Here is a 25,583-nt window from a genome sequence, read left to right on the forward strand (position 1 = left end):
CTCACCCGAAGCCAGCACGACTCAAGGCATTGATCTCGTTTCATACTGCGCTATTCTTAGACCTGATAATTGGTTACGGCATTGACGCGTGAGACATCCGCCGGGAAGCGTTCTGAAGTAGGGCACGGCGCGACTGATCAGTCACGTTGCGCGTTAGGGTGGTCTATGTTGAGGATCGTGGCACTACTGGTCTGGCCGGCGACCCGACCCTACACACCTCCAAACTGCGCAAGCTCCTCATGGAGATCGGTGGCAGCAGGAAAATCGCCGATGGCGCCAGCACGGGCGGCAGCTATGGATTTGGGAAAGCCGTTTCTGCGGGCTCGTCGCGCATCGCTACCATCATCGCCTACTCCAGGACCACAGACGGCAATGGAAGTCCGCTGTCAGTCCTGATGGGCTGCGCGTATCATGTTGCGCACGAGTTCCATGGACATGAGACCACGGGAAGAGGCTTTCTTTGCACCACCCATCACATCGAAGGACGGGGGCCTCGCTATGACCCGTTCGTCAACGATGATGCAGATGCCATGGCCGAGCAGCTTGGTATGGAGCGGGCCGAGGACGATCTCGGAACTACGATCGCTATAATCGACTGCGAATTTGAGGCAGAGGAGATAAAGACCGGTATCGAACGGTCTTGGTGGCCCCGCATTCTTAAGGACGGCTTCCGCGTTGAGGTGCGAGACGAGGCCAATGTTAAGCACGTTCCTCAGCCCAAGAAGAACCCGCAGATCTTCCCAGCATATTGGGAGGCCATGGAAATCGCCACGAACAAAACGCTGGTCGATCCGGGGCGGACCAAACTCGTGAACGTCGGCAATATAAAGAATAAGGCCTTAGGCAAACTTGGGCTTGTCGTCATGAAGAACGTGACCGAGGAACAACTGGAAGACGACGAGACGATGGACCAGCGCAATACGATCGCCATGGTTCGTTCGACCGGAATGGTCGTCTGGCACCATGCCAAGCGTGGCAACGCCTTTCCTGCGGTCGCCGGGGTATTCCTAGCCGATGAAGGAGAGGAAGTAGATGCAGTCCTTCGCCGTTCGGAACCGCCGGAACACAACCTGTGGGACGAAAAGGCTTCGGGTCTTCTTACCGACGAGGAGCGCGGCATCGTGCGTTCGATCAAAGACGGGTGTTGGCGCCACTTGAAGGACTTCCAGCGAAAAGCGCAGCCACCACGCCCAAGAACCAGCGGGCGCGCAAGTGAGCTGGAACGGTTGCTCGGAAAGATCTTAGGCCCTTCGGCGAAGAAGGCCCCAGGAGGCTCTGGGAAGGAGGCAAGCCCGGTTTCGTTGCGATCGGCGGTTAGCGCGCGCGAGGAGTCTGGCAAGCTGGTCGCTATGGGCACTGTGAAGCTCGCGCTGGCAAAAGATGCCTCTCCCGTTAGCGTCCGCCTGTCAATCGAACTACCGGCGCTGGACGAACAGGGGCACATGAGAGCCTCGATCCCCTTACGGCTCCGAGGCAAAAGCGACATGACGGCTGTTGGGGATAGTTTGGTGGGCAAGTTTGATGTCGACGACAAAACAAAGCTAGTATTTGACCTTGAGAGCGAACCGTACGACAAAGATTGGACGGTGACACTTATCCCGGTGGTTGAACCTGCGAGCCTGGGAGGCGAGGGATGAGCGCCAAATGGTCCCGTAGCGAACCCAAAAATCTTCGGCCATTCTGGGCAACTGTGAGTCTTGAGGACGCACTTGCACAGGCCACGATCGAATTGTTTCGCGGCGACGAACCAATCTCCGATGAAACGAAGGTCCTAGAGAAAGACCAGATGCAGGAGATGGAGCCAATCCTTCGATCGCATCTCGACATCGCCGTCCTCCTCGCTGCTTTGGGCGAGCGAGCCTCCAATTACGACTTGGCAGTCACGATCCGCACTCCGCAAATGATGCGGCGTTCCCTATTCGGTACCTGGCCGCTGGATGAGAACTTGCCGGAAGAGATTGAGCTTGGCGCCGAACCGCTCTTTGATGCGAAGCTCTCCGGCCTAGTCGAGATCGGCGTCGCGATCGTCTGCAAGGGCAACGCCAACCCTGAACCGGGTTGGCCATCGCAGCCAGGCGCATGGCTGGCACGCAAGACGTTCACTATTGGTATCGACCGCAGGCAGTCAACGTTCGAATTTGATCTGCTTACCGACGAGTATTTGGCTCAGAATAATCTCTTCCCAGGTACCGCGTTAGTGGTTGAAGTTGATACCGACCTGAACGTCGCAGTTGACGACGACCTACCTTTCGCCAGAATCTTGGTCACCAACGCAACATTGGAAGCGATACGCGCGGGGAAGCCGTCGCCAGCCGTGCGCTCCATGTTATACTTCAATATAATGGACGCGATTCTTGAAATTAAGGCGGCCGACGTAGACCCGGTAGAATCGATCGTCGCAGGCTCGCTGCTTGATCGACTGACCATGTGGGCCGGTGACGGAAACGTCCCCATGAGAGCATCGACCTTCCATGAGGTGTGTCATTCTAGTTTAAGGCGACGGTCGTTGGTTCAAAGCAAAGTCGAACTTTCAGATGCATTGGGGAATTTGCGATGAGTTATCCAGCCGTTCGCGACGAAGTAGCTCGGTCATGGTATAAGGCTTGGGATGCCGACTGCTCTGCTCAAAATCCCCCGATCCGAGTGGCTGTCGCCGATCCAGACCAGGAATTAAGGTCGGGTGGAGTTGAGCGTGATTGGAGAACGATTGCCGAACAGGCGATGTCGCGTCTGGCTGCTTTATTGTCTCAGGGCACAGCTACATTCGAAAGTGAAGCCGCTGTGCTGCTCCACGAATTTTTCGAGGATCATGAGGCATTGCGCGATCCCGAGTTCTGGATGTGGTTGGCTACTGGTCCGGGGCGATCGATCATCCTAGCGCGGTACCCCGCAGTCTCGATTGAACCTAGCGTGGATGAAAAAGACGGAGGCGTAGAGCGCCCAAGGAAACCGCTTCCAAGCCCGCAGAATTTCTATGGCTTGGCTGCCCGCGAAACGCTCTTCTTCCGGCTTTGGATCCGCGCCGAGATGGGCCGGTCGAACGGCGAGGACCCGTGGAAGTTCGTGCGCCCTGGTATGGTCGACTTTTGGCGCAGCCACGTGTTCCGCCAGCTATATGCACATCACCGTCCCTTTTTGCATGCACTCGTGGACTTCCAGTTCCCCAAAGAGTTGGACGACAACCGGAATATCGGACGACTGAACACAACCAAGATCCGAATTCTCGCGCGCGAGCTGTCAATGGCCTGCGCTAACATCGTCATTGAAAGTCTTGACCGCGCCCAGTGTGCTGCGCTGATACAGAGGGTGTTTGACGAACGAGTGCCGCAGGACTGATCATGAACATGGATGTTGCGGTTTCGCCGGACCCTCTCGCAGCTTGGTGGGCTGCCTTCCTACGGGGTCAGCTCGGATGGGACGATCACAAGTTGCCTCCCTTACGGGTAGTGGATCTTTTTTGCGGTTCTGGCGGATTCGCTTTGGGAAGCGCCATCGCCGCTAAGTCATTTGGCCGGCGGGCAGTCTTTGGCGCGATAGCCGATGCTGACAGGGCGGCCACAGATGTTCACGCTCGCTCTTTGCCGGTGCGCAATATTCTAAACCAGTCCGTCTCGTTAATGGTTGACCATTCCGTAGACGACCGACGAGGATCGGCTGAGTTCGATTATCCGCCTGAAATCTTGGACGAAGTTCTAGCTGCAGAGGCGGGACGATGCGATCTGCTCATCGCTGGGCCACCGTGTCAGGGTCATTCGAACCTCAAACAATCACACTCGCCGGGATGATCCCCGGAACGACCTTTTCATTTCCACCGTCGCGCTCGCCGTTGCACTTGGCGCGCCCACTGTCGTGATTGAGAACGTTCCGTCGGTAACCAATTCTCATGGCGATGTCGTCAAGATCGCGCGGTCCCTCCTTATGAGCGAGGGATATGCGGTGACGTCCGGCGTGATCCGCCTGGACAGCGTAGGTGGTTGGCAAACACGCGCCCGATATTTCATGATAGCGATAGCGAAAGGTGACCAAAGGTCGCTTGATGCGGCGCTTGAAGAATGGACGAGCGCTGCCGGAAAGCGACCGGCATATGAGAAACCGCCTTTGGGTTCGCTTTGGGCGGTTCAAGATCTTCTCGACGTAGATGCTCGCAGCACGTTCGACACACCTCCAACCCCGGGCAAGGAGAATATGAGGAGAATCAACTTTCTCTTCGACAACGAGATCCACGACCTTCCCAATTCCCAGCGTCCCGACTGCCACCGCGACGGGACAACCTACAAATCCGTCTACGGCCGGATGCTCGCACACGACCCAGCACCCACCATCACGACTGGCTTTGGAACGGCAGGTCAGGGTCGTTTCATACACCCGACCCGCCGGCGAATGATTACCCCACACGAAGCAGCGCGTTTCCAGAGCTTTCCAGACGGCTACGGCTTCGAGGGAGATGATGACGTGCCGAGAAAACTATTGGCTAAGTGGATTGGAGACGCCGTCCCACCGTTTCTGGGGTCAATAGCGGCGGGAATAGCTATATCTCAAACTCTTGGCGTTGATTTCGTTCCACCTTGGGCGTGAAAATGACGTTCTCCCGAACTAGCGCCATCATGCGCGCGAATCGCGCAAAGGACACCGGCCCCGAAATTGCTTTGAGAAGGGCACTTCACGCAAGAGGGCTACGTTTCAGACTGAACGTTCGCAACTTGCCTGGTTCCCCAGACTTAGTGTTCCCCCGGCATCACTGCGTCATATTCGTCCACGGATGTTACTGGCACCATCACAAGGGCTGTAAGCGAGCGACCATACCAGAGACCAACCGTTCTTTTTGGATTTCGAAATTTGAGGCCAACCGCGTGAGGGACGAGAGAACCATATCAGACCTACGTTTCATTGGTTGGCGTGTTGGAGTAGTTTGGGAATGCTCTTTAAAAAGCGATATTGTAGACGATGTCGCGCTCTTCATCAGATCTGGTGCAAAGCCGACGCGTGAATGGCCGGCAAAAAAGCTGATTACCTATTCTACCGTCAGGGATGATCGCGATGAAATATAAATTCTGGAATTTGATTTAAATTGCTTTGTTTGGCTGTGCGATGTTGCTTCGGACGTAGTTACAGCATGAGGCTTACAAAATCTGCCCCTGCTGGAGGGCGATTGGATATGTCAGGCCATCAATGGTGGGGCAAAGGCCCGCGGATCTCGTCAGGCGGTAGCCGCCGCGCGGCATAAACTATGCGTGGTTGATCGGTCAATCCTGCCTCACGGACAATCATCTGCCTTATTATTTCGTGATGGATATCGATGGCGATTGGCATAAATAACGCTCCCTCGGCATCGCGGCTGCATTAAAGCTAATCTTAAGTATCGAATGCCCACTGAACCGGAGGATCGGGTTTATATGGGACGGGGCGCTGTTGGGGTAGCCTGTGTCGTTGATAGCTGGCCTCACGCAAAATAGCTCGCAGGTGCACGACGCCTGCTGGCCCAGCCGCCCCCCTAAACCGACAGTGATGAAAGTCTTCTCCTCGTAGGACGCCGGCCGATAACTACACGTAAAGCGTATGTTGCTAGATCGAAACCCCACTCCCCACCCTCATCCAAAAGTCGCACCTCAGTCCAACAGCCAACCCCCGAACCCGAAACCGGCCTACCCTCACCACAGATCACCGATCATGAACTGGAGGGGAGGCCATCATGAGACGTCGTGACTTCAACCTGTTCGCCGCAGCGGCGGCCGGGGGATTTGTCCTTCGGCCGGGGCTCGGCTTCGCGGACGGGACCTGCCAGTCGCCCTACATGGTGCGCATCGAAGGGCGCGAACAGTTCGTCTACGTCTGGACGCTCGGCAAGGAGGGGGTCGGCGACGGGCAGGACAAGCTCGTCACCGTCGACCTGCGCGACGGCTCGCCGACACGCGGCAAGATCGTCGACTCGCTGTCCGTCGGGGGCCGCAACGAGGCGCATCACGGAGGCTTCACCGCGGACCGGCGGCACTACTGGACGGGCGGGCTCGACACAAATCGCATCTTCATCTTCGACGTGGCGAGCGACGCGGGCAAGCCGAAGCTGGTCAAGACCATCGACAGCTTCGTCAAGGACTCGGGCGGCGTCGTCGGGCCGCCTACGTTCTTCGCCCTGCCCGGCAAGATGCTGACCTCGGGGCTCTCGAACGACCAGGACCACGGCGGCCGCACGGCGATCGTCGAGTATACCGACGACGGCGCGCAGTGCCTCGGCACCTACTGGATGCCGACCGCCGACGACATGCGCGGGGCGGTTGCGGTCGATGGCGCGCTCGCCGACGGCTACGGCTACGACCTGCGCGCCCGGCCGGACCGCAACGTGATGCTGACCTCGTCCTTCACCGGCTGGTCGAACTACATGATGGACTTCGGCCAGATGCTGCAGGCCCCCGAGGCGATGAAGCGCTTCGGCAACACCGTCGTGCAGTGGGACCTGCACGCCCGCCAGCCGCGGCGCGTCTTCAACGTCCCCGGCGCGCCGCTCGAGCTGCGCTTCGCCTGGGGCGAGGGGCACAACTACGCCTTCACCACCTCGGCCCTGACCTCGGCCATGTGGCTGATCTTTGAGGACGACGCAGGCGTCTGGCAGGCCGAAAAGGTGGCCGACGTGGGCGACCCGTCCAAGATCCCGCTGCCCGTGGACATCTCGATCGCCGCGGACGACCAGACGCTGTGGGTCAACACCTTCATGGACGGCACCACCCGGCTCTTCGACATCTCGGACCCGCACAAGCCGATGATGGTCTACGAGAAGGTCATCGGCCCGCAGGTCAACATGGTCTCGCAAAGCTGGGACGGCAAACGCGTCTACTTCACCACCTCGCTGCTCGGGAACTGGGACAAGAAGGCGGGCGACGACGTGCAGTTCCTCAAGGCCTATACTTGGGACGGCAAGGAGCTGGTCGAGGATTTCGCCATCGACTTCTACGCCGAGGGGATGGGGCGCGCGCACATGATGAACTTCGGCAGCGCCGAGCTTTTCTCGGCCTGAGATGCCGACGCTCGTCCCTGGCGCGGCACTGGCCGTGGCGGCGGCGGCGCTCGGGCTCTTCGGCCTCGGGGGCGGCGATCCGCCGCCGGGGTTCGCGGCGCGCTTCGCCACCGGTCCGCCGGCCTATCCGATCCCGCCCGCGGGCAGCTATGTCCTGCCGCCCGTGCGGCCCGCCCCGGACGGCGAACTGCTGGACGAGGCCGGCCGGGCCCACCGGCTGAAGGACCTGCTCGGGGGGCAGATGACGCTGGTCTCGTTCGTCTATCTTCTCTGCGGCGACGTGAACGGCTGTCCGCTGGCCCTCTCGACGCTCTTCGACATCTGGCACGGGACGGGCGAGGTGCCGCAGCTCAAGGGCAAGGTGCAGCTGATGACGATCAGCTTCGACCCGGCGCGCGACACGCCCGAGGCGCTGGCGTCCTTCGCCTACCCGATCCGCCACGACGAGGCGCAGGCGCGCAAGATCGACTGGCAGATCCTTACCGCGCGGGACGCCGGCACCATCGCGCCGATCCTGTCCGGGTTCGGGCAGGTCGTGGACCGGTCCGGCGACCCCGACCGGCTGAACCACCTGCTCAGGATGTTCCTCGTCGATGCCGAGGGGCGGGTGCGCAACATCTACGGGCTCGGCATGATCGACCCGCAGCTGATCATGACCGATGTCGAGACGCTGCTCGCCGAAGGCCGCGCGCAATGAGCGCGCCGCGTGTCCTCGCCACCGCACTCCTCATCGCGGCCGGGGCCGGGATGGCGGGGGCCGAGCCGACGCGTCCGCTCGCCACCCCCACGGTCGTGCCGCTGCCGGAACTCGGGTCGGCCGCAGCGCCCGCGGATGCCCCGGCAGCCCCCGTCCCGCCGGCCGATCCCGCCTGCGGCGGCGCGGGCTGGGCGGCGCTGGCCGAGGCCCGCGCGCGGTCCGCGCCGCTGGGCCTGCCGCCGGTCCCCCACCCCGAGGGCGAGCCGCCAACCGCGGCGCGGATCGAACTGGGGCGGCAGCTCTTCTTCGACCGGCGGCTGTCGGCGAACGGCACCATGTCCTGCGCCATGTGCCACGTCCCCGAGCAGGGCTTCACGAGCCACGAGCTGCGCACCGCCGTGGGGGTCGAGGGGCGCAGCGTCAAGCGCAACGCGCCGACGCTCATCAACGTGGGTTACGTCACCGAGCTGTTCCACGACGGCCGCGACCCGGCGCTCGAGACGCAGTACCTCGGCCCGCTGCTGGCGATGAACGAGATGGCCAACCCCTCGGCCGGGCAGGTCGTGGCCCGCATCGCCGGCATGGAGGAGTATCGGCAGGGCTTCTCCGCGGCCTTCGGCGCCCCGCCAAGCATCGACCGGATCGGGGCGGCGCTCGCGGCCTATCAGCGCAGCCTCGTCGCGGGGGGGTCGGCCTTCGACCGGGCCCGCTATGGCGGCGAGGGGGCGGCGCTCGACCCGGCAGCCGCGCGGGGGCTGGCGCTCTTCACCGGCAAGGCCGGGTGCAGCGCCTGCCATGCGATCGGCGCGGACCATGCGTTGCTGAGCGACAACGCCTTCCATGACAACGGCTACGGCTTCATGCGCGAGGCCGAGCGCCAGACCCCCGCCCCCACCGCCAGGGTCGAGGTGATCCCCGGCGTGGTCTATGAGGTCGAGCGCAGCTACATCGCCTCGGTCGGCGGGGTGCGCGAGCCGGACCTCGGCCGCTACGAGGCCAGCGGACGGCCTGACGACCGCTGGCGCTTCCGCACGCCCTCGCTGCGCAACGTCGCGCTGACCGCCCCCTATATGCATGACGGCGGGTTTGCGACGCTGGACGAGGTGGTGGCGTTCTACGACGGCGGCGGCTTTCCGCATCCCGAACAGGACCCCCGCATCCGCCCGCTCGGCCTGTCGGACGCGGAGCGGGCGGAGGTCGTGGCGTTCCTGCGGTCCCTCACCTCGCCCGCAGTGCCGTGCCTCTCGGGCGAGGCGCGGAGCGCGCGGCCGGGGAACTACTGATTTCGCCGGCGGGTGCCCGAGCGCCCGGCGCGAGTGGTCCCTCTCCCGCCCCTTGTGCCGCTGAGCGTCCCGCGCATGATGGCCCAGCGCCGCCTGCCGCGGTGCCCAGAGGGAGGCCTGCAATGGACTGGTTCGAACGGCTCACCGGGTTTCCCGAAACATCGTACGAGGCGACCCGCGCCCAGCTCGAGGTCAGCGACGGCCGGCTGCGGTCGCGCGTCAACGGGCGCAGCTACGGGATCGGCCGGCTCGAGCTGATCTCGCTCGACGCGCTGCGGGCGCAGACGCGGGATGTCGCCGTGCCGGGCCGGCTGACGCTGGGGATCGCGCAGGGTGACGTGCGGCAGATGCACGCCGATCCCCGGAACGCGGGGGCGCTGTTCCAAGTCGCGTCGCAGTTCAACCTGCTCGAGATGATCGGCCCCGAGGTGACGCCCGAGGCCGGCGTCGGCCGCTACGAGGCCGACCCCACGCAGGGGCCGGCCTGCGCCGTGGCCGCGGGGGCGGGCACGATCTGGCGCAACTACTTCGTGCCGGTGGACGGGCAGCCGGGCCAGACGCGGGACCGCCAGTTCGACGCCTTGGCGGACCTCGGCGCGGCGCTGGCGCAGGGGCTCGGCCGATCTGGCGAGCGCCTGTGGCAGATGCGGAACGGCTATGCCCTGCCGTCGCGCGAAAGCCTCGGCCAGATCGACGGCCACCTGCGCAGCCTGCCCGAGGCCGCGCGCGACGCGCTGCGCGGGCGCCTGCGGGTCGGCTGGCACCGGGATGTCGAGGTCACCGACGGTGCCCTGCCGGGACAGACGGTCAGCCAGATCTACTGCTCGGCGCTGCCCGTCGCCTATGGCGCCGGCCCCGCCTCGGCGTGGGCCGCGTTCGCGCAGCTGGTGCTCGAGGCGGCCTATGAGGCGACGTTGCGGGCGGGGCTGACGACGGCCGCGGGGGGCGGGTCGAACCGGGTGCTGCTGACCCGGCTCGGCGGCGGGGCGTTCGGTAACGACGACGCCTGGATCGACGCCGCGATCCTGCGCGCGCTGGCGCTGGTCCGCGATCAGGGGCTGGCGGTCGAGATCGTGAGCTACCGGGCGCCGTCGCCGTCCCTGCGGGCGCTGGTCGCGGCGTTCGACGGGGCCGCCTGACTCACCGAGCACCTGCGTCGGCGGACGGAAGTCCCCGAGCGCAGGCGTTCACCCGTCGCGTGCAGTTCAACCGTCCGGACAAGGCGGCCACGACGTCGGCTTGCCGGCAGCCTCCACGGCGACTCGTCTTGACAGAACGGAACAAAAGAAGAACATTCAGGACCCGGTGCCCGCCCGGCTCCGGCACCCTGCACTCCTGCCCCTCTGCCGGCCCGAGCAAGGAACCCCGCGTGTCTTCCATCGCCCCCGCACCCGCCGCGCGCGCCGCCCGCCCCCTCCGGGCGCGCCCCTCTCCGAGGGGGCCGGATGCCTGACAGCGACACCCCTGCCCCGCGTCGCCTGACCGGCGCGTTCGCCCCCAACCCCCGCGCGCCGTTCGTCGAGTTGGGCGTGACCACGGCCTTCAGCTTCCTGCGCGGCGCCTCGCACGCCGACGAGCTGGCCGCGACGGCGAGCCTGCTCGGCTATGACGCGCTCGGGGTCGCGGACCTCAACAGCCTTGCCGGCGTGGTGCGGCTGCACGCCGCCGCCCGCACCGCCCGGCTGCGCCCGGTGATCGGGGCGCGCATCGTGCTCGCGGACGGGACCGGGTTTCTCGCCTATCCGACCGACCGGGCGGCCTATGGGCGGCTCTCGGCGCTGATCTCGAAAGGGCGGCGGCACGATCTGGAGGGGGCGTGGCAGGCCAAGGGGGTGTGCGACCTGTCGCTCGACGATCTGGCCGCCCATGCCGAGGGCGTGCAGCTCATCTGGCGGCCCGACCCCGAGCGGCCCGAGGACCTGTCGGTGCTGCCCGCGCTCGCCGCGCGGCTGCCGAGCCTGCGCCACGTCGCGGCAAGCTGGCGCTACAGCGGCGACGACGTGGCGCGGATCAACCGGCTGGACCGGGCGGCGCGGGCCGCGGGGCTGTCGATCCTCGCCACCAACGACGTCCATTACCACGTCCCGGACCGCCGGCCGCTGCAGGACGTGATGACCTGCATCCGCACCGGAACGACCATCGACCAGGCCGGGCTGATCCTCTCACCCAACGCCGAGCGGCATCTCAAGCCCCCGGCCGAGATGGCGCGCCTCTTCTCACGCTGGCCCCACGCCATCCGCGCCACGCGCGAGGTCGCCGACGCCTGCCGCTTTGCCCTGACCGACCTCAGCTACGACTATCCGCGCCGGACCGCGCCACCGGGCCGCGCGCCGCAGGAGTACCTCGAAGAGATCACATGGGCGGGCGCCGCCGCGCGTTATCCCGCGGGCATCCCCGAGAAGGTGCGGGCGTCGCTCGACAAGGAACTGCGGGTGATCGCCGGCAAGGACATCGCGCGCTATTTCCTGACCATCCGCGACATCGTGGATTACGCCCGCAGCCGCGGCATCCTGTGCCAGGGCCGCGGCTCGGCGGCCAACAGCGCGGTCTGCTTCGTGCTCGGCATCACCCCCGTCGATCCCGCCCATCACGAGCTGCTGTTCGAGCGCTTCATCAACGCCAAGCGCGACGAGCCCCCCGACATCGACGTGGATTTCGAGCATGAGCGCCGCGAGGAGGTGATCCAGCACATCTACGAGACCTACGGCCGCGACCACGCGGCGCTCTGCGCGACCGTCATCCACTATCGCCCCCGCAGCGCCATCCGCGAGGTCGGCAAGGCGATGGGCCTGTCCGAGGACGTGACCGCCGCGCTCGCCAACACCGTCTGGGGATCGTGGGGCGAGGATCTGGGCCACGCGGGCGAAACCGGGCTCGACCTTACCGACCGGCGGCTGGCGATGACGATCCGGCTGGCCGAGCAGATGATCGGGATGCCGCGCCATCTCAGCCAGCACGTCGGCGGCTTCATCCTGACCGAGGGGTTGCTGACCGAGACCGTGCCGATCGGCAACGGCGCCATGCCCGAGCGCAGCTTCATCGAGTGGGACAAGGACGACATCGACGAACTGCGCATCCTCAAGGTGGATGTGCTGGCGCTGGGGATGCTGACCTGCATCCGCAAGTGCTTCGACCTGATCGCCGCCCATCACGGCCGGGCGCTCACGCTCGCCACCATCCCGGCGGAAGACCCCGACGTCTATGCGATGCTGTCGGCCGGCGACAGCGTGGGCGTGTTCCAGGTGGAAAGCCAGGCGCAGATGAACATGCTGCCGCGGCTCAAGCCCAAAACCTTCTACGACCTGGTGATCGAGGTCGCCATCGTCCGCCCCGGCCCGATCCAGGGCGACATGGTCCACCCCTACCTGCGCCGCCGCAACGGGCAGGAGCCGGTCGAGTACCCCGCCCCCGCCGGCGGCGACCCGGACGAGCTGCGCAACATCCTCGGCCGTACGCTGGGGGTGCCGATCTTTCAGGAACAGGCGATGAAGATCGCCATGGTCGCGGCCGAGTTCGACCCCGTCGAGGCCGAAGAGCTGCGCAAGGCGATGGCCACCTTCCGCTCGCGCGGAACCATCGAGCAGTTGCAGGACAAGATGATCGGCCGGATGGTCGGGCGCGGCTATGACGAGGCCTTTGCCCGGCGCTGCTTCGACCAGATCAAGGGCTTCGGCGAATACGGCTTCCCGGAAAGCCACGCGGCGGCCTTTGCCCATCTGGTCTATGTGTCGGCGTGGCTCAAGCACCACTACCCCGACGCCTTTGCCGCGGCGCTGCTGAACAGCCAGCCGATGGGGTTCTATGCGCCCGCCCAGATCGTCCGCGACGCGCGCGAACACGGGGTCGAGCTGCGGGCGGCGGATGTGAACTTCTCGGACTGGGACAACACGCTCGAGCCCGCGTCGGGCACCGTGCCGCCCCCGGCCGGGCGCTCCGGTCCGCCCGGGCACGTGGGGGCGAGCGGACAGGCGTTCGCGCTGCGCCTCGGGCTCAGGCAGATCGACGGGCTGGGCCAGGCCGCGGTGCGCCGGCTCACGGCGGCGCGCGACACGCCCTTTGCCGGCGTCGAGGATCTGCGCCGGCGCAGCGGCGTCGATGCCCGCACCCTGCGCCAGCTGGCCGCCGGGGATGCGTTCCGTTCGGCCGGGCTCGACCGCCGCGCGGCTCTGTGGGAGGCGCGGGCGATCAAGGATGCGCCCGACCTGCCGCTCTTTGCCGTGGACGAGGGCGCCGAGCCGCCCGTCACCCTGCCCGAGATGCCGGCGGCCGAGCAGGTGGTGGCCGATTACCAGACCCTGCGGCTGTCCCTGAAGGCGCATCCGCTGCGCTTCCTGCGCCGCAGCCTGGCCGCGCAGGGGCACGTGACCGCCGCGGGGCTCTCCGCCCGCCCGGCCGGCGCGCGGGTCAGGATGGCAGGGCTGGTGCTGATCCGGCAGCGCCCCGGCTCGGCCAAGGGCGTGTGCTTCATCACCCTCGAGGACGAGACGGGCAGCGCGAACCTCGTGCTCTGGCCCAAGGTCTTCGAGCGGTTCCGGCGGGCGGCGATGACTGCGCGGGTGATGGTCGTCGAGGGGCGCCTGCAGCGCAGCGACGGCGTGACCCACATCGTCGCCGAGCATCTGGCCGATCGCAGCGACGTGCTGGCCCGGCTGGCGCGGGTCGAGCGGATCACGCCGCCTGCGGCGCAGGCCCCGGCCCATCCGCGCAACATCCGCGTGCTGCCGGCGTCGCGGGATTTCCACTGAGCGGCATGCTCAGGCGAACACCCCGTGCAGGAACCACCGCGGCGCGCCGCCGCGGCCGTCACCCGCCATCCCCTCGCGGAAGATCCAGAGCCGGCGGCCGTGCTCGTCCTCGATGCGGAAATAGTCGCGCAGCCGCACCCCCGGCCGGTCGCGCCACCACTCGGGCGCGATGCGCTCGGGCCCGGCAAAGCGGGCCGCGCGCAGGATCTGGCGGCGCCAGACGAACTGCGCGGGCGGGCCGTCCGGGACGGCGTAGAGGACGCGGATCTCCTCGGGCGGGTCGAAGAGGCGGATGGGACGCGGCGAGAGGAGCGGCGGGGCGGAGAGGGGCGGAGAGGCCGCCGCCGGGATGAGGGGGGGAGCGACGGCCGCGAGGGTGGGGGCCGGGCGCGCGGGGGAGGGGTCGGGGCGTGCGGGGGCCGGGGCGCGGGTGACAGAGCGCAAGGGTGAGGCGGGATCGGCCGCCGGGTCCGACGACCTGCCCGTCGGCAGCGCCGGTTCGGGGCTGGGGTTGCCCTCCGCTCGGGAGGCGGGGCACGGGTCGGTCTGGGGAGCGCCCCGAACCGCGCCAGGAGAGGTCGCCTGGCGGGGGCCGGGCGGGCAAGGGGTGTTCTTGCAGGCAGGTGACGGCGCCCCGTCGGATTCGACCTTCGGCCGGGGGACCGAACGCAGGCCGCTCGGGCGGGCGGGAGAGCAAACCAAAAAACGCTCCGAACGCGCGGCTGAAGCGTGAACCACTCGGACATCCGCCTGCCCCCTCCCCGCGATCACGGGCGAGGAGCCGTCTCGGAAAGCCTCGCTTGCTTCTTCGCCCTTCGCCGGGCTTTCTGCCTCTGGCGCCGTATCGGACGACACCTTCTGTGCGGTGCCGGGAAAAGGTTGAACCACATCTACGGTGACCCCCTGCGCCGCCGGCCCTTGCACCAACCGGACTTCGGCCTGCCCATCGCGCCCGATGAGCTGAAAGGGGAATCTCCGAATGGCTCCGTTCGCTCCCTCCTCCTTCGCCTGCCCTCCTGCCTCACGCACCGCATGGGACGACGCCCGCTGCGCCTTGCTGGGCACGGGTTGGACCGCGCCTGCGGTCACCCGCTGCTCCGCCGGCCCTTTCGCCAAACGGACTTCGGCCTGCCCTTCGCGCACGATAACCTGAAAGGCGCCATCCCGGATGGCCTGATTTGCTTCCTCGCCATTCGCCCGACTTTCTGCCTGTCGCGCCGCATCGGACGACACCTGCTGCGCCTTGCCGGGCAGGGGTTGGACGACCCCGGCAGTTAACCCCTGTACCGCCCGCCCTAGTGCCAACCGGGCTTCGGCCTGCCCGCCACGCGCCATGACCTGAAAAGGGAAGCTCCGAACGGCCTCACAGCCTTCCTCGCCCTTTGTGTGACTTTCTGACTGTCGCACCGCATCGGACGACACCAGCTGCGCCTTGCCGGGCACGGGTTGAGCAGCCCTGAGGGTTACTTCCTGAGCCGCAAGCCACCTTGCGATCGTGACTTCAGCTTGACCACCGCGCACCATGGCCTGAGAGGCGCCATCACGGATTGGCTCACAGCCTTCCTCGCCTTTCGCCTGTCCCGCTGTCTCTCGCGTCGTGTCGGATGACACCGGCTGGGCCCCGCTTGGCACCACGCGCAGAGCCGCCCCGATGCCCCCCAGCGCCGTCGGCCATTGCCCCAACCCGGCTTCAGCCTGCCCGCCGCGCACGATCGTTGGCGAGGGGCGGTCTCGGAGCAACTCGCAGCCTTCCTCGCGCTTCGCCCTCCCCCTTGTCTCTCGCGCAGTATCGGACGGCACCTTCTCCACGCCGCCACCCGTCACGGCTTGAGCCTCCCCGACCCTTCCGTTCTGCGCCACCAGCCGTGGTGCTCCATCAACGCACCGCGGCGTGCGCGCCACAACCCCCGTCTTCCTCCCCCTCCCCGCCCCCGCCCCCCCGCCGACCTCCAGCACCCCCCCGGGCCCCTCGGCGCGCTCGGGGATGTGGCTTTCGCGGGCGACGGGGCAGCTGATCGGACCGGGGCCGAAGCGCGCCGTCAGCCGGTCCACCAGCCGCGCCAGCTCCAGCGCGTGGTCCGGGCCCTCGGCGTCCAGCCGGGGCTGCGCCGGCTCGAGCGGTTCCGTCGCCAGCGCCGTCAGGGTGATGAGGTCGAAGCCGTAGCCCGGGTCCAGCCTGTCCAGCCGGTCGCCCCAGAGGCGCAGCAGATGCGCCGCCTCGCGCGAGGGGGCGGCGCAGCGGGCCACCACGTCGCGGCGCTCGCCGTCCACGCGGAACACCGACAGGCGCAGCCGCCGGCAGCCCTGGTCGCGGGCCGCCATCGCCGCGCAGACCTCGGCGGTCAGGCCCGGCAGCCAGTCGCGCGGGTCCATCACCGGCTCGGCCAGCCGGGCCACGGCCTGAAACAGCGGCGGCGGCTCGGGGGCGCCCACCGGCTCGGCCAGCGCGCCGCGCAGCTGGTCCAGCCGGATCAGCGGGTCGTCCTCGCGCGGGGCGCGGTTGAAGCGGCGCATCAGCGACAGCCGCGGGATCGCCGCCAGCGCCGCCACGGTCTTGAGCCCCAGCCGGCCGAGCAGCAGGCAGGTCTCGGCCGAGAGCCGCAGCGCCTCGACCGGCAGCGGGTCGAGATCGGCAAGGTCGTGGCAGACCGCCCGCTCGGGCCCGAACCGCGCGAGCGCCCAGGCCGCCCCCCAGCCGGGTGCCACCGCCACCCGCGCGGTCAGCCCGGCCGAGGCGAAACGGCCCTGGATGTCGGCCAGCATCGCCGCCTCGCCCCCGAAGAGATGCGCCACGCCGGTGGTGTCGATCACCATCCCCGCGGCGCCGTCGGGGGCCGAGAGCGGCCCCCAGCGCCGCGCCCAGTGGACCAGCCGCGCCAGCGCCGCGGCATCCTCGGCCGGGCGGGCCTCGTCGATCCGCAGCCCGGGGCAGAGCGCGGTGCTGGCCGTCACCAGCGCCCCGCGCCGCACCCCGCCCTGGGCCGCGGCGCGGTTGGCGTCGTGGATGACCTGCCCCTTCGGACCCGGCGCCGAGAGCGCCACGGGCAGGTCAGCGGGCCAGTCGGGATGGGCCCGCTGCCAGCGCTCCATCGCCAGCGAGGGCAGAAAAATCGAGACGATCCGCCGCCCGGTCATGGCGCACCACCCAGGTCCCCGGCTGCCCGTCGCGGCAGCGGAAGAGCTCGGCCCGCCAGCGCGGGTCGCCGGGCGCGAAGGGGTCGTCGGGATCGGGCGCCGAGGGCAGGCTGGTGATCCGCCAGCGCTGCCGCGCGGCGCTCGGCTGGGCTGAGGCGCGGTGCCGGATCAGCCAGCACACCCGCCCCGCCCGCTCGGCCCTGAGCGCCAGCCGCCGTGTGGCGGTGAAGCTCAGCGCCGGAGGGTCGCCGTGGATCTCGCCCACCACGGCGGCGAGGGGGGCGGAGAGCCCGTCCTCCATCGCCGCCAGCACGTCCACCGGGCGCGAGAGGTCCAGCCGCAGCAGCCGCCGCCCCATCCCGGCGAGGCAGGGCACCCCATGCTCGCGCCGCGCCATGCGGTCCTGCGCCCAGAGCACCAGCCCCGGCGGCAGTGCCGCCAGCGCAAAGCCGATCGCCCCGGCATCGAGCGGATGGGCCGAGAACGCCTCGGACAGCGTCGGCAGGGTGAGCGCCGGGGCGTGCGGCTGCGTCTGGCCGGAGGCCAGGGCCCCGCCGGTCGGCAGAGCCGGCGGGGACGGAAGCAGCGGCCGCGGCCCGGCCTGCGGGGGAAAGGTGATCGGGATCATGCATGGCAACGGGAACGGATGTTCTTTCTTTGTTCTCGTCCTTGCGGGTCGATTCGTCAACCTTTGCGTGGGAGGGCGGATGAAATTGGAGGGGGACGGCCTCGGCGGGAGAGGATCAGCAGCCTGCGCGGTCGGGCCGAGGGAGGGCTACAGGCAGAGGCTTGAACGGAGAAGCTCAGGGCAGGCCCACCGTGACGGTCGAGGGCATGGGAGAGGTCCAAGCGGAGCCGCGGGCAAAGCCAGCGGTGAAGTCATGGAGAACGCTAGGGAAGGCCGAAAGGCCCCGCTGCAAACGCCAAGCGCGCCTTGGCTCCCCCGCGCCCGTAGCTTCTCTCCTTCCGGCCCCCCTATCCCCACCTCACCACAACGCCGCAACCCCCTTGGCCTGCGCGAGCAGCACCCCCGCCTCCTGCGGCAGGATCATCAGCGCCGTCGCCCAGGCATCGGCCCGGGCGCAGCTGTGGGCGAGCACCGTCACCGCGGACACGCCCTGCGCGGGCAGCCCGCTGCGCGGGTTCATCGTGTGCGACACCCGCCGCCCGCCGACCTCGACGAAATGCCGATAGTCGCCCGACGAGGCGAGCGCAGTGCCCGCGATCTCGATCATCCCGCGGGCGGCGCGGCGGCCGGGCTCGGGGCGCTCGACCGCCACCCCCCAGGGGCGGCCGTCGGGGCGGGTGCCCAAGGCCACCAGCTCTCCATCCAGCCCGAGCAGCGCCTGCCCGACGCCCATCGCCCGCGCCACCTCGGCCATCGCATCGACCGCGTGACCCTTGGCGATCCCGTCGAGCGTCAGCGTGAGGTCGGCGTGCTTGCGCGCCCGGCCGCGGGCGGGGTCCAGCTCCAGCGCCTGCGCGGTGGCATTCGCCGCGCGCGGCGGGGCCGACATCGCCGCGGGCCGGACCACACCGCGGGCAGCGCCGAAGCCCCAGGCCGCGGCCAGCCCGCCCATGCCGATGTCGAAGAGCCCGCCCGTCTCGCGCCCCATCTCGAGCGACAGGGCGAGCAGGGCCAGCAGCCCCTCCGGCAGCGCCACCCACGCCCCGACCGGGGCGGCGTTGAGGCGGCAGAGGTCGCTGTCGGGGCGCCAGAGGCTCGCCTCGGCCTCGACCCGCTCGACCGCGGCGGCGAGCGCGGCGCCGAGACCGGGGGGCGGGTCGGCCAGCCGCGCGGTCCAGCGGCTGCCCATCGCCGGGCCGGAGAGGGTGACGAGGTCAGTAGGTGTCCTCGACATAGCGCCCCTCTGCCTTGAGCGCGGCGACCGATAGCCCCGCGGGCCTCAGCGCCGCGTCGAGTTCGGCCGCCACCGACTGGCCCATCGCCACGCTGCCGCAGACCAGCACCCGCGCGCCGCGGCCGATCTGGTCGCGCAGCCGCGCGGCATCCTCGCGCAGCCGGTGCTGGACGTGGCCGCGCTCGGCGCCCCGGGCGGCGCGGCTGACGGCGGTCCTGAGACGGGTCAGCCGGCCCTCGGCCTGCCAGCGCCCCAGCTCTTCGGCATAAAGGAAGTCCGACGCCGGATCGCGCAGTCCGAAGTAAAGCACCCGCTCGGCCCCCGGCGCGGCGCGGCGCAGCAGCCCGGCCATCGGCCCGATGCCGCAGCCGGCCGAGATCATCACCAGCGGCGCAGGCGCGGCACGGAAGGCCGGGTTGGCGCGGGTGAAGCCGCGCAGGCGGTCGCCCGGCTGCAACCCGTGCAGGAAGGTCGAGCAGACCCCGCCCGGCACCTTGCGCACGCAGATCTCGACGAAGCCGTCGCGGGCCGACGAGGCGAGCGAGTAGAAGCGCGGCGCGCTCGCCCCCGGGGCCATGACCGCCAGCAGGTCGCCGGCCTCGAAGCGCGGCCCGCCGAGCCAGCGCGGGCGCACGGCGAAGCGCAGGATCGCGGTCGGGGCCTGCACCGCCTCGCCATAGTCGCGGCGCGAGATCAGCCGCAGCCCGTGCAGCCGCGGCAGCGCCGGGCGATGCTCGGGCGCGATGGGCAGCGCCAGCGCGCGGCCCAGCGCCCGGCCCCAGGCGGCAAAGGCCGCCGGCGACTGCCCGTCGACCCGGTCGAGCGGCAGCAGCGCCGGCCAGCCACGCGCGTCGAGCGCCGCCGCGACCGTCTCGGCATAGGCGCAGAAGCGGGGGAAGGCGCGGTCGCCGAAGCCCAGCACCGCGACCGGCAGCGGCGAAAGCCCGTCGAGCCGGTCGAGGAACCGCCGCGCCGAGGCGGGGGCCACCCCGTCGCCGTAGGTCGCGGCCATCACGATCAGCGCCCGCGCCCGCGGCATCGGCCCCACGGCGTCCATGTCGCCCAGATGCACCCGCGCGCCCGTGGCGGTCAGCGCCCGGTGCAGGCTCGCGGCGAAGCCCCGGGTCGAGCCGCCCTCGCTGCCGACGAGGATCACCAGCTCGGCCTCGGCCATCGGCGCGTTGCCGGGCACCCGCACCGCACCGCGGCGGCGCGAAAGCCAGATCGCCGCGCCGGTCGCGGCCAGCACCGGCACCGCCAGCGCCGCGGTCCCGAGGACCAGCCCCAGCGCCCAGAGCCCGTGGCCGGTGTGCAGGCGATAGGCCCACTCCCACACCCGCCCGCCCCAGGTCACCGGGGCGAAGGCCGCAATCGCGCCCGTCGCGGGCTCGACCAGCGCCACCCCCGCGCCGGTCTCGAGCCGCAGCATCTCGCCCGGCCGCGCGGGCAGCGTCAGGCTGCGCAGCTCGGCCAGCGGACGGTCGAGCGCCGGCATCCGCGCCAGCGCCAGGGGCGCCCCGGCCGCCGCGGTGGCGCGGGGCAGCACCGCGGCGCTGCCGTCCGGGGCAAGGCCGAACGTCGCGGCCGAGAGCCACGCCCCGGTCAGCGCCGACACCCCGAGCCCGACGAGCGCCACCCGGCCGATGCGCGCGTGCCACCCCTTGGCGCCGCGCGCATGGACCGGGGCCGCCGCCCGCCGCCAGCCGCCGAGCGCCCGCAGCATCAGCCACAGGCCCGACCCAAGCACCAGCGCCATCGCCGCCGCCATGACCCCCACCGCGGCCCGCCCGCCGTCGCCGAGCAGCAACGAGCGGTGGAACGACTTGACGGCGCGCATGACCGGCCCCTCGGCCACCTCGGGCAGGGTCGCGCCGCTCGCCGGATCGACGGTCAGGACCCGGCGGCCCGCGGTATCGCGGACCTGCGCGGTCACGACGCCGTTGGCGCTGCGGGTGATCGCCTGGGTGCCCGGCGCGGCGGCGGTGATCGCGGCGGCGGTCTCGGCGATGGTCAGGGACTGGGGGGGCGCGGCGGCGCGCTCGATCGCGGGCTGGACAGAGAGTACGGCGCCCGAGCCCGCGATCAGCGCGAGCAGCAGGCCGAGCACGAGGCCCGGCAGGGAGTGGATGCGGCGAAGCATGGGGGGTGTCCTCGAAGGCAGGGCCGCGCGGTGGCGACGGCACGGGCAGCGGGGCGGCGGCAACGTAGCCGCCGCCCGCCCGGTTCAGCGGTAGGTCAGGGACTGGACGTAGCCGTTGCCCGGCACGGGCTTGCCGGCGCCGGCCGAGGTCAGCTCGGCCACCACGTCGGCGGGGGCATCGCCCATGTCCTCGACCGAGCAGTCGATGCGGATCTGGTAGCCCGCGTCAAAAAGCGCGTCGGCCAGATCGACCGTCACGTCGAGCGTGCGCCCCGACCCGACCGAGGCGCCGGTCACGCCGTCCGGCACCGCGCCACCGGTCGCCCGGTGCCAGTCGGCCAGGTGCGGCCACCATTTCGACTTGCCGCCCGCAAGCCACAGCGTGCCCTGATAGGCGCCCGCCGCGTCGGTGACGTAGATGGCGAGATAGGCGCCCTCACCGCCATAGTTGGTGAGGGTGGTGGACAGGCTCACCTCGCGCGCATCGGCGGCGGCGGGGGCGAGGGTGGCGGGGATCAGCGCGGCGAGGCTGAGCGCCAGGGCGGTGGAGTGCTGCATCGTCGGTCTCCTTACTTCACGACGGCGCGGGGGGCGCCGATCAGCGGGTTCTGCGCGGGCGCCGGGCCTGCGGGGCGGGCGGGCGCGCCGCAGCGGCCGGCCGCGTCGTCGTCGCAGTCGTCGTCGTCATCATCGTCATCGTCGTCGTCGTCATCGTCGCCGCGCTCGTCGTCATCGTCGTCGTCCTCGCGGTGGCGGCCGCGCCCGCGGCGGCGGTCGTCGTCGGCCAGCCGCAGCCACGCCGGGTCATCGCCCGTGGGCTCGGCGGCGCGCCCCTCGCGGGCTGCAAAGGCCGCCCCTGCGGCGGCGGGAACGGCAAGCCCCGCGACGGCGGCCATCAGCAGCAGGCGGCGGCGGGAAAGGGTGGGGTCGGGCATCTGGGCCTCCGGGTCTTTGGGTGGATCGATGCCCCCGTCTCGCCCCCGGCGCTGACAGCGGCCTGAACGCCCCGGCCCGCGGCGTTCAGGCGGATGTCAGCCGCGCCAGCGCGTGATAAGGCCGGAACGGGACCACGGGGGGCCAGCGATGCGCATCCTTCTCATCGAAGACGACAGCGGCCTCGGCTCGGCGGTGCGCGACCAGCTCGAGGCCGAGGGTCACAGCCCCGACTGGGTGCAGACGCTCGCCGACGCGGGCGACGCGGCGCGGGTGGTGCCCTATGACCTGATCCTGCTCGACCTGATGCTGCCCGACGGATCGGGGCTGACGCTGCTGCGGCGGCTCAGGGCCGAGGGCTCGGCCACCCCGGTCATCATCCTGACCGCCCGCGACCGCATCACCGAGCGGATCGACGGGCTGAACGCAGGGGCCGACGACTACATCGTGAAGCCCTTCGACCTCGCGGAGCTCTCGGCCCGGATCGGCGCGGTGGCGCGGCGCTACAACGGCAACCCCAACCCGCTGGTCGAGCTGGGGGCGCTGTCGATCGACGTCGCCGCGCGCTCGATCATCGGGCCGGGCGGGCGCATCGACCTTTCGGGCCGCGAATGGGCGATCTTCGAGGCGCTGCTCGCCCGCCCCGGCGCGATCCTGTCGAAGGCGCAGATGGAAGAGCGGCTCTACAGCTTCGACGCCGAGGTCGAGAGCAACACCATCGAGGTCTACGTCAGCCGGCTTCGCAAGAAGCTGGGCCCCGCGGCGGTCGAGACGGTGCGCGGCGTCGGCTATCGGCTCGGCCAGCCGTGAGCGCCCTGCCCCCCCGGCCCGCGCCGCGCCGCCCGGCCAGCCTGCGCCGCGACCTCGCGCTGCGGCTGTCGCTGGGGCTGGTCGTCGCGTGGCTCGCCGCGGTGGGGGGCGCGGGGCTGGCGCTCAAGGCGCGCACCGACCGCATCTTCGACAGCGCGCTGCAGGAGACCGCCGAGCGCATCCTGCCGCTCGCCATCCTCGAGATCGAGGCCGACCGCTATCGCCGCGACCACGACCGCGAGGACCGGCGCGCGCGGCGCGGCGACGGGGGGGACCACGACGAGGAGGATGACGAGGACGACGAGGACGACGACCACCGCCCCCGCGTGGTGCCGCGCACCTCGCAGGCGGCGCCGCATGACGAATACCTGACCTACCTGCTGCGCGACCGGGGCGGCGCGGTGCTGGTACTGTCGCACGACGCCGACCCCGCGGTGTTCCCGCCCGACGCGCCCGAGGGGTTCAGCGCGGCCCGCGACCACCGGGTCTACACCCGCAGCGCCGAGGGCGGGCGCTACATCATCCAGGCCGCCGAGCCGCTGGCGGTGCGGCGCAGCGCGATGTTCGCCACGCTGGGGCTGATGCTGCTGCCGCTCGCGGCGCTGATCCCGATCGCGCTGCTGGGCATCTCGTGGCTGGTGCGGCGGGGGCTGGCGCCGCTCGACGGGCTGTCGGCGGCGCTGGGGCGGCGCGGGGCGCAGGATCTGTCGCCGGTCCCGGACACGGGGCTGCCGGCGGAACTCGAGCCGATCCGCGGGCAGGCCAACCGGCTGATGGCGCGGATGGGCGATGCGCTGGCGGCCGAGCGCGACTTCGCCTCGAACGCCGCGCATGAGCTGCGCACACCCATCGCCGCGACACTCGCCCACACCCAGCGGCTGGTGGCCGAGGCGCCCGCGGGGCCGCTGCGCGAGCGGGCGATGCGGGTCGAGGGCGAGCTGAAGCGGATGGCGCGGCTGTCGGAAAAGCTGTTGCAGCTCGCCCGCGCCGAGGGCGGCGGCGTGGTCCGCGCGGCGCCCGGCAACGTGGTGCCGATCCTCGCGGCGCTGGCCGACGACATCGCGCGCGATCTGCCCGAGGGCCGCGTGGCGGTGACGCTGCCCGAGGGGGCGGTCGCCTCGCGCCTCGACCCCGATGCCTTCGCGGTGCTGGCGCGCAACCTGATCGAGAATGCCCTGCGGCACGGGGCGCCGGGCACGCCGGTCGCGGTCACGCTGACCCCCGCGGGGGTGCTGCGGGTTGAGAACGACGCCCTGCCGGTCGCGGCCGAAGCGCTCGCCCGGCTGACCCAGCGGTTCGAACGCGGCGGCAGCCGCGCCGACGGCTCGGGGCTGGGGCTGACCATCGCCGCCTCGATCGCGGCGGCCATCGGCTCCGAACTGCGCCTCGCCTCGCCCATTCCGGGCAGCGACCGGGGCTTCCGGGCCGAGGTCGCCGTCGCCGCCGCCTGAATGCCGCCTAGATCGTGCAGGCGACGGCGCGCTGCCAGCGGTCGTGGCGGGCGGCGCGCTCATCCTCGGGCATCAGGGGGCTGAAGCGGCGGTCGAGGGTCCAGACCTTCTGGAACTCGGCGGGCTCCGGGCAGAGCCCGGCCCCGAGCCCGGCCAGGTAGGCCGCGCCGAGCGCCGTCGTCTCGGTGATCCGCGGCCGGTCCACCGGCACGCCGAGGATGTCGGCCAGGAACTGCATCGTCCAGTCGCTGCGGGTCATGCCGCCATCGACCCGCAACACCGCGCTTTCGACCGTGGCGCCGTCGGCGCGCATCGCCTCGATCAGGTCGCGGGTCTGGTGCCCGACGCTCTGCAGCGCCGCGCGGGCAAGTTCCGCCGGCCCGGTCGAGCGGGTGAGGCCGAAGATCGCGCCGCGCGCGTCGGGCCGCCAGTGCGGCGCGCCGAGGCCGGTGAAGGCGGGGACCAGCACCAGATCCTGCGCGGGGTCGGCGCGCTCGGCCAGCGCCTGCGTCTCGTCGGCGCTGGCGATCACGCCCAGCCCGTCGCGCAGCCACTGGACGACGGCGCCGGCGACAAAGATCGACCCTTCGAGCGCATAGGTCGGCCGCCCGTTCAGGCGATAGGCGATGGTGGTGAGCAGCCGGTTCTGCGACCACACCGGCCGGTCGCCGGTGTTGAGCAGCGCAAAGCAGCCGGTGCCATAGGTGGCCTTGGTCATGCCGGGATCGAAGCACGCCTGCCCCACGGTCGCGGCCTGCTGGTCGCCGGCCACGCCCATGATCGGCACGGCGCGGCCGAAGAGGTCCGGGCGGGCCTCGCCGAAGCTGCCCGCGCAGTCGCGGACCTCGGGCAGCATCGCGCGCGGCACCCGGAAGAGGGCGCACATCTCGTCCGACCACTCCCCGGCACGGATGTCGTAAAGCATGGTGCGCGAGGCGTTGGTCGCGTCGGTCAGGTGGCAGAGCCCGTCGGTCAGCCTCCAGATCAGCCAGCTGTCCACGGTGCCGAAGGCCAGATCGCCCCGCTCGGCCGCGGCGCGGGCGCCGTCCACGTGGTCGAGAATCCATGCGATCTTGGTGGCGCTGAAATAGGGGTCGAGCAGCAGCCCGGTCGTCTCGGTCACCCGCGGCTCATGCCCCTCGGCCTTGAGGGCGGCGCAGGTGTCGGCGGTGCGGCGGTCCTGCCAGACGATGGCGCGGTGGATCGGCTGGCCGGTGCGGCGGTCCCAGACCACGGTCGTCTCGCGCTGGTTGGTGATGCCGATGGCGGCCAAGGGCGGGTTTCCGGCCTTCTCGATCGCCTCGCGCGCCACCGCGGCGGTCGAGGACCAGATCTCGTCGGGGTCATGCTCGACCCAGCCCGAGTTCGGGAAATGCTGGCGGATCTCGTGCTGGGCGATGGACTGGATGCGCAGATCGTCGGTCAGCACCAGCGCGCGCGACGAGGTGGTGCCCTGGTCGATGGCGAGAATGCTCATGCGCGGCCTCCTGCTGCGGGTCCGCGCGAAGGGGGCGCGGA

At 69.9% G+C, this 25,583-nt stretch carries 18 protein-coding genes and 2 pseudogenes; 12 read left to right on the top strand and 8 right to left on the bottom strand.

What is annotated here, in order from left to right:
• Positions 1-158: 158 nt before the first annotated feature.
• From BLW17_RS17725 to BLW17_RS06630, 10 genes are all read left to right on the top strand, one after another.
• Positions 159-1,637 carry a hypothetical protein gene (locus tag BLW17_RS17725; protein ID WP_139305948.1) on the top strand — a complete coding sequence of 493 codons (1,479 nt, stop codon included), beginning with the start codon at positions 159-161 and terminating at the stop codon, positions 1,635-1,637.
• Positions 1,634-2,557 carry a hypothetical protein gene (locus BLW17_RS17730; protein ID WP_139305949.1) on the top strand — a complete coding sequence of 308 codons (924 nt, stop codon included), beginning with the start codon at positions 1,634-1,636 and terminating at the stop codon, positions 2,555-2,557. Before BLW17_RS17725 ends, BLW17_RS17730 begins: the two co-directional genes overlap by 4 nt.
• An 86-nt stretch (positions 2,558-2,643) precedes the next feature.
• Entirely contained in the window at positions 2,644-3,336 is a 693-nt protein-coding gene (locus BLW17_RS17735; protein ID WP_211656930.1) for a DUF6339 family protein, read from the top strand.
• A gap of 414 nt (positions 3,337-3,750) precedes the next feature.
• Positions 3,751-4,575 (top strand): DNA cytosine methyltransferase, encoded by an 825-nt coding sequence (locus BLW17_RS06600; protein WP_269429077.1) that lies wholly within the window; start codon positions 3,751-3,753, stop codon positions 4,573-4,575.
• Between the two features lie 2 nt (positions 4,576-4,577).
• Positions 4,578-5,048 (top strand): very short patch repair endonuclease, encoded by a 471-nt coding sequence (locus BLW17_RS06605; protein WP_074826336.1) that lies wholly within the window; start codon positions 4,578-4,580, stop codon positions 5,046-5,048.
• Positions 5,049-5,689: 641 nt separating this feature from the next.
• Positions 5,690-7,009, top strand: coding sequence for a methanethiol oxidase (gene mtoX / locus BLW17_RS06610; RefSeq protein WP_036733147.1), 1,320 nt, complete (start codon positions 5,690-5,692; stop codon positions 7,007-7,009).
• Between the two features lies 1 nt (position 7,010).
• The gene (locus BLW17_RS06615; protein WP_036733144.1) at positions 7,011-7,706 is read left to right on the top strand and encodes an SCO family protein; all 696 of its coding nucleotides are present in this window, start codon (positions 7,011-7,013) and stop codon (positions 7,704-7,706) included.
• The gene (locus BLW17_RS06620; protein WP_052176347.1) at positions 7,703-8,989 is read left to right on the top strand and encodes a cytochrome-c peroxidase; all 1,287 of its coding nucleotides are present in this window, start codon (positions 7,703-7,705) and stop codon (positions 8,987-8,989) included. The genes BLW17_RS06615 and BLW17_RS06620 overlap by 4 nt, the downstream gene beginning before the upstream one ends.
• Positions 8,990-9,111: 122 nt before the next feature.
• Positions 9,112-10,128, top strand: a complete 1,017-nt coding sequence (locus tag BLW17_RS06625) for a hypothetical protein (protein WP_036733141.1) — start codon at positions 9,112-9,114, stop codon at positions 10,126-10,128.
• Positions 10,129-10,434: 306 nt separating this feature from the next.
• On the top strand, positions 10,435-13,734 hold the full coding sequence (locus BLW17_RS06630; protein ID WP_036736798.1) for an error-prone DNA polymerase: 3,300 nt from the start codon (positions 10,435-10,437) through the stop codon (positions 13,732-13,734).
• A 9-nt stretch (positions 13,735-13,743) separates the two neighbouring features.
• Here the strand turns inward: BLW17_RS06630 and BLW17_RS17745 are convergent.
• From BLW17_RS17745 to BLW17_RS17750, 7 genes and pseudogenes are all read right to left on the bottom strand, one after another.
• Positions 13,744-14,058 (bottom strand): annotated as a pseudogene (locus BLW17_RS17745) (DUF6504 family protein); the annotation flags it as partial.
• 2,415 nt (positions 14,059-16,473) lie between these two features.
• A pseudogene (locus BLW17_RS18875) lies at positions 16,474-16,869 on the bottom strand (Y-family DNA polymerase); the annotation flags it as partial.
• Positions 16,784-17,497 (bottom strand): hypothetical protein, encoded by a 714-nt coding sequence (locus BLW17_RS06640; protein WP_231572853.1) that lies wholly within the window; start codon positions 17,495-17,497, stop codon positions 16,784-16,786. The pseudogene BLW17_RS18875 and the gene BLW17_RS06640, both read right to left, overlap by 86 nt.
• A gap of 358 nt (positions 17,498-17,855) precedes the next feature.
• Positions 17,856-18,731 carry an FAD:protein FMN transferase gene (locus BLW17_RS06645; protein WP_036736710.1) on the bottom strand — a complete coding sequence of 292 codons (876 nt, stop codon included), beginning with the start codon at positions 18,729-18,731 and terminating at the stop codon, positions 17,856-17,858.
• Entirely contained in the window at positions 18,712-20,871 is a 2,160-nt protein-coding gene (locus BLW17_RS06650) for a PepSY domain-containing protein (RefSeq protein WP_074826343.1), read from the bottom strand. Before BLW17_RS06650 ends, BLW17_RS06645 begins: the two co-directional genes overlap by 20 nt.
• An 84-nt stretch (positions 20,872-20,955) precedes the next feature.
• Positions 20,956-21,429: a DUF2271 domain-containing protein gene (locus BLW17_RS06655; RefSeq protein ID WP_074826347.1), complete on the bottom strand. Its 474-nt coding sequence runs from the start codon at positions 21,427-21,429 to the stop codon at positions 20,956-20,958.
• An 11-nt stretch (positions 21,430-21,440) separates the two neighbouring features.
• Positions 21,441-21,806, bottom strand: coding sequence for a hypothetical protein (locus tag BLW17_RS17750; RefSeq protein ID WP_052176446.1), 366 nt, complete (start codon positions 21,804-21,806; stop codon positions 21,441-21,443).
• Between the two features lie 148 nt (positions 21,807-21,954).
• Here BLW17_RS17750 and BLW17_RS06665 point away from each other — a divergent pair, with 148 nt between their 5' ends.
• Positions 21,955-22,614: a response regulator transcription factor gene (locus tag BLW17_RS06665; RefSeq protein WP_036734192.1), complete on the top strand. Its 660-nt coding sequence runs from the start codon at positions 21,955-21,957 to the stop codon at positions 22,612-22,614.
• Positions 22,611-24,065: a histidine kinase dimerization/phospho-acceptor domain-containing protein gene (locus BLW17_RS06670; RefSeq protein ID WP_052176445.1), complete on the top strand. Its 1,455-nt coding sequence runs from the start codon at positions 22,611-22,613 to the stop codon at positions 24,063-24,065. Before BLW17_RS06665 ends, BLW17_RS06670 begins: the two co-directional genes overlap by 4 nt.
• A 7-nt stretch (positions 24,066-24,072) precedes the next feature.
• Here the strand turns inward: BLW17_RS06670 and glpK are convergent, their stop codons facing one another.
• The gene (gene glpK / locus BLW17_RS06675; protein WP_036734190.1) at positions 24,073-25,542 is read right to left on the bottom strand and encodes a glycerol kinase GlpK; all 1,470 of its coding nucleotides are present in this window, start codon (positions 25,540-25,542) and stop codon (positions 24,073-24,075) included.
• Between the last annotated feature and the right edge of the window lie 41 nt (positions 25,543-25,583).

It is taken from the genome of Paracoccus sanguinis, assembly GCF_900106665.1.
Classification (GTDB): Bacteria; Pseudomonadota; Alphaproteobacteria; order Rhodobacterales; family Rhodobacteraceae; genus Paracoccus; species Paracoccus panacisoli.

Bases quoted from the DNA above. Each gene is read 5' to 3' on its own strand.
- BLW17_RS17730 (WP_139305949.1), top strand. From the start codon at position 1,634: ATGAGCGCCAAATGGTCCCGTAGCGAACCCAAAAATCTTCGGCCATTC.
- BLW17_RS06605 (WP_074826336.1), top strand. From the start codon at position 4,578: ATGACGTTCTCCCGAACTAGCGCCATCATGCGCGCGAATCGCGCAAAG.
- mtoX (WP_036733147.1), top strand. From the start codon at position 5,690: ATGAGACGTCGTGACTTCAACCTGTTCGCCGCAGCGGCGGCCGGGGGA.
- BLW17_RS06615 (WP_036733144.1), top strand. From the start codon at position 7,011: ATGCCGACGCTCGTCCCTGGCGCGGCACTGGCCGTGGCGGCGGCGGCG.
- BLW17_RS06620 (WP_052176347.1), top strand. From the start codon at position 7,703: ATGAGCGCGCCGCGTGTCCTCGCCACCGCACTCCTCATCGCGGCCGGG.
- BLW17_RS06625 (WP_036733141.1), top strand. From the start codon at position 9,112: ATGGACTGGTTCGAACGGCTCACCGGGTTTCCCGAAACATCGTACGAG.
- BLW17_RS06630 (WP_036736798.1), top strand. From the start codon at position 10,435: ATGCCTGACAGCGACACCCCTGCCCCGCGTCGCCTGACCGGCGCGTTC.
- BLW17_RS06640 (WP_231572853.1), bottom strand. From the start codon at position 17,497: ATGATCCCGATCACCTTTCCCCCGCAGGCCGGGCCGCGGCCGCTGCTT.
- BLW17_RS06645 (WP_036736710.1), bottom strand. From the start codon at position 18,731: ATGTCGAGGACACCTACTGACCTCGTCACCCTCTCCGGCCCGGCGATG.
- BLW17_RS06650 (WP_074826343.1), bottom strand. From the start codon at position 20,871: ATGCTTCGCCGCATCCACTCCCTGCCGGGCCTCGTGCTCGGCCTGCTG.
- BLW17_RS06655 (WP_074826347.1), bottom strand. From the start codon at position 21,429: ATGCAGCACTCCACCGCCCTGGCGCTCAGCCTCGCCGCGCTGATCCCC.
- BLW17_RS17750 (WP_052176446.1), bottom strand. From the start codon at position 21,806: ATGCCCGACCCCACCCTTTCCCGCCGCCGCCTGCTGCTGATGGCCGCC.
- BLW17_RS06665 (WP_036734192.1), top strand. From the start codon at position 21,955: ATGCGCATCCTTCTCATCGAAGACGACAGCGGCCTCGGCTCGGCGGTG.
- glpK (WP_036734190.1), bottom strand. From the start codon at position 25,542: ATGAGCATTCTCGCCATCGACCAGGGCACCACCTCGTCGCGCGCGCTG.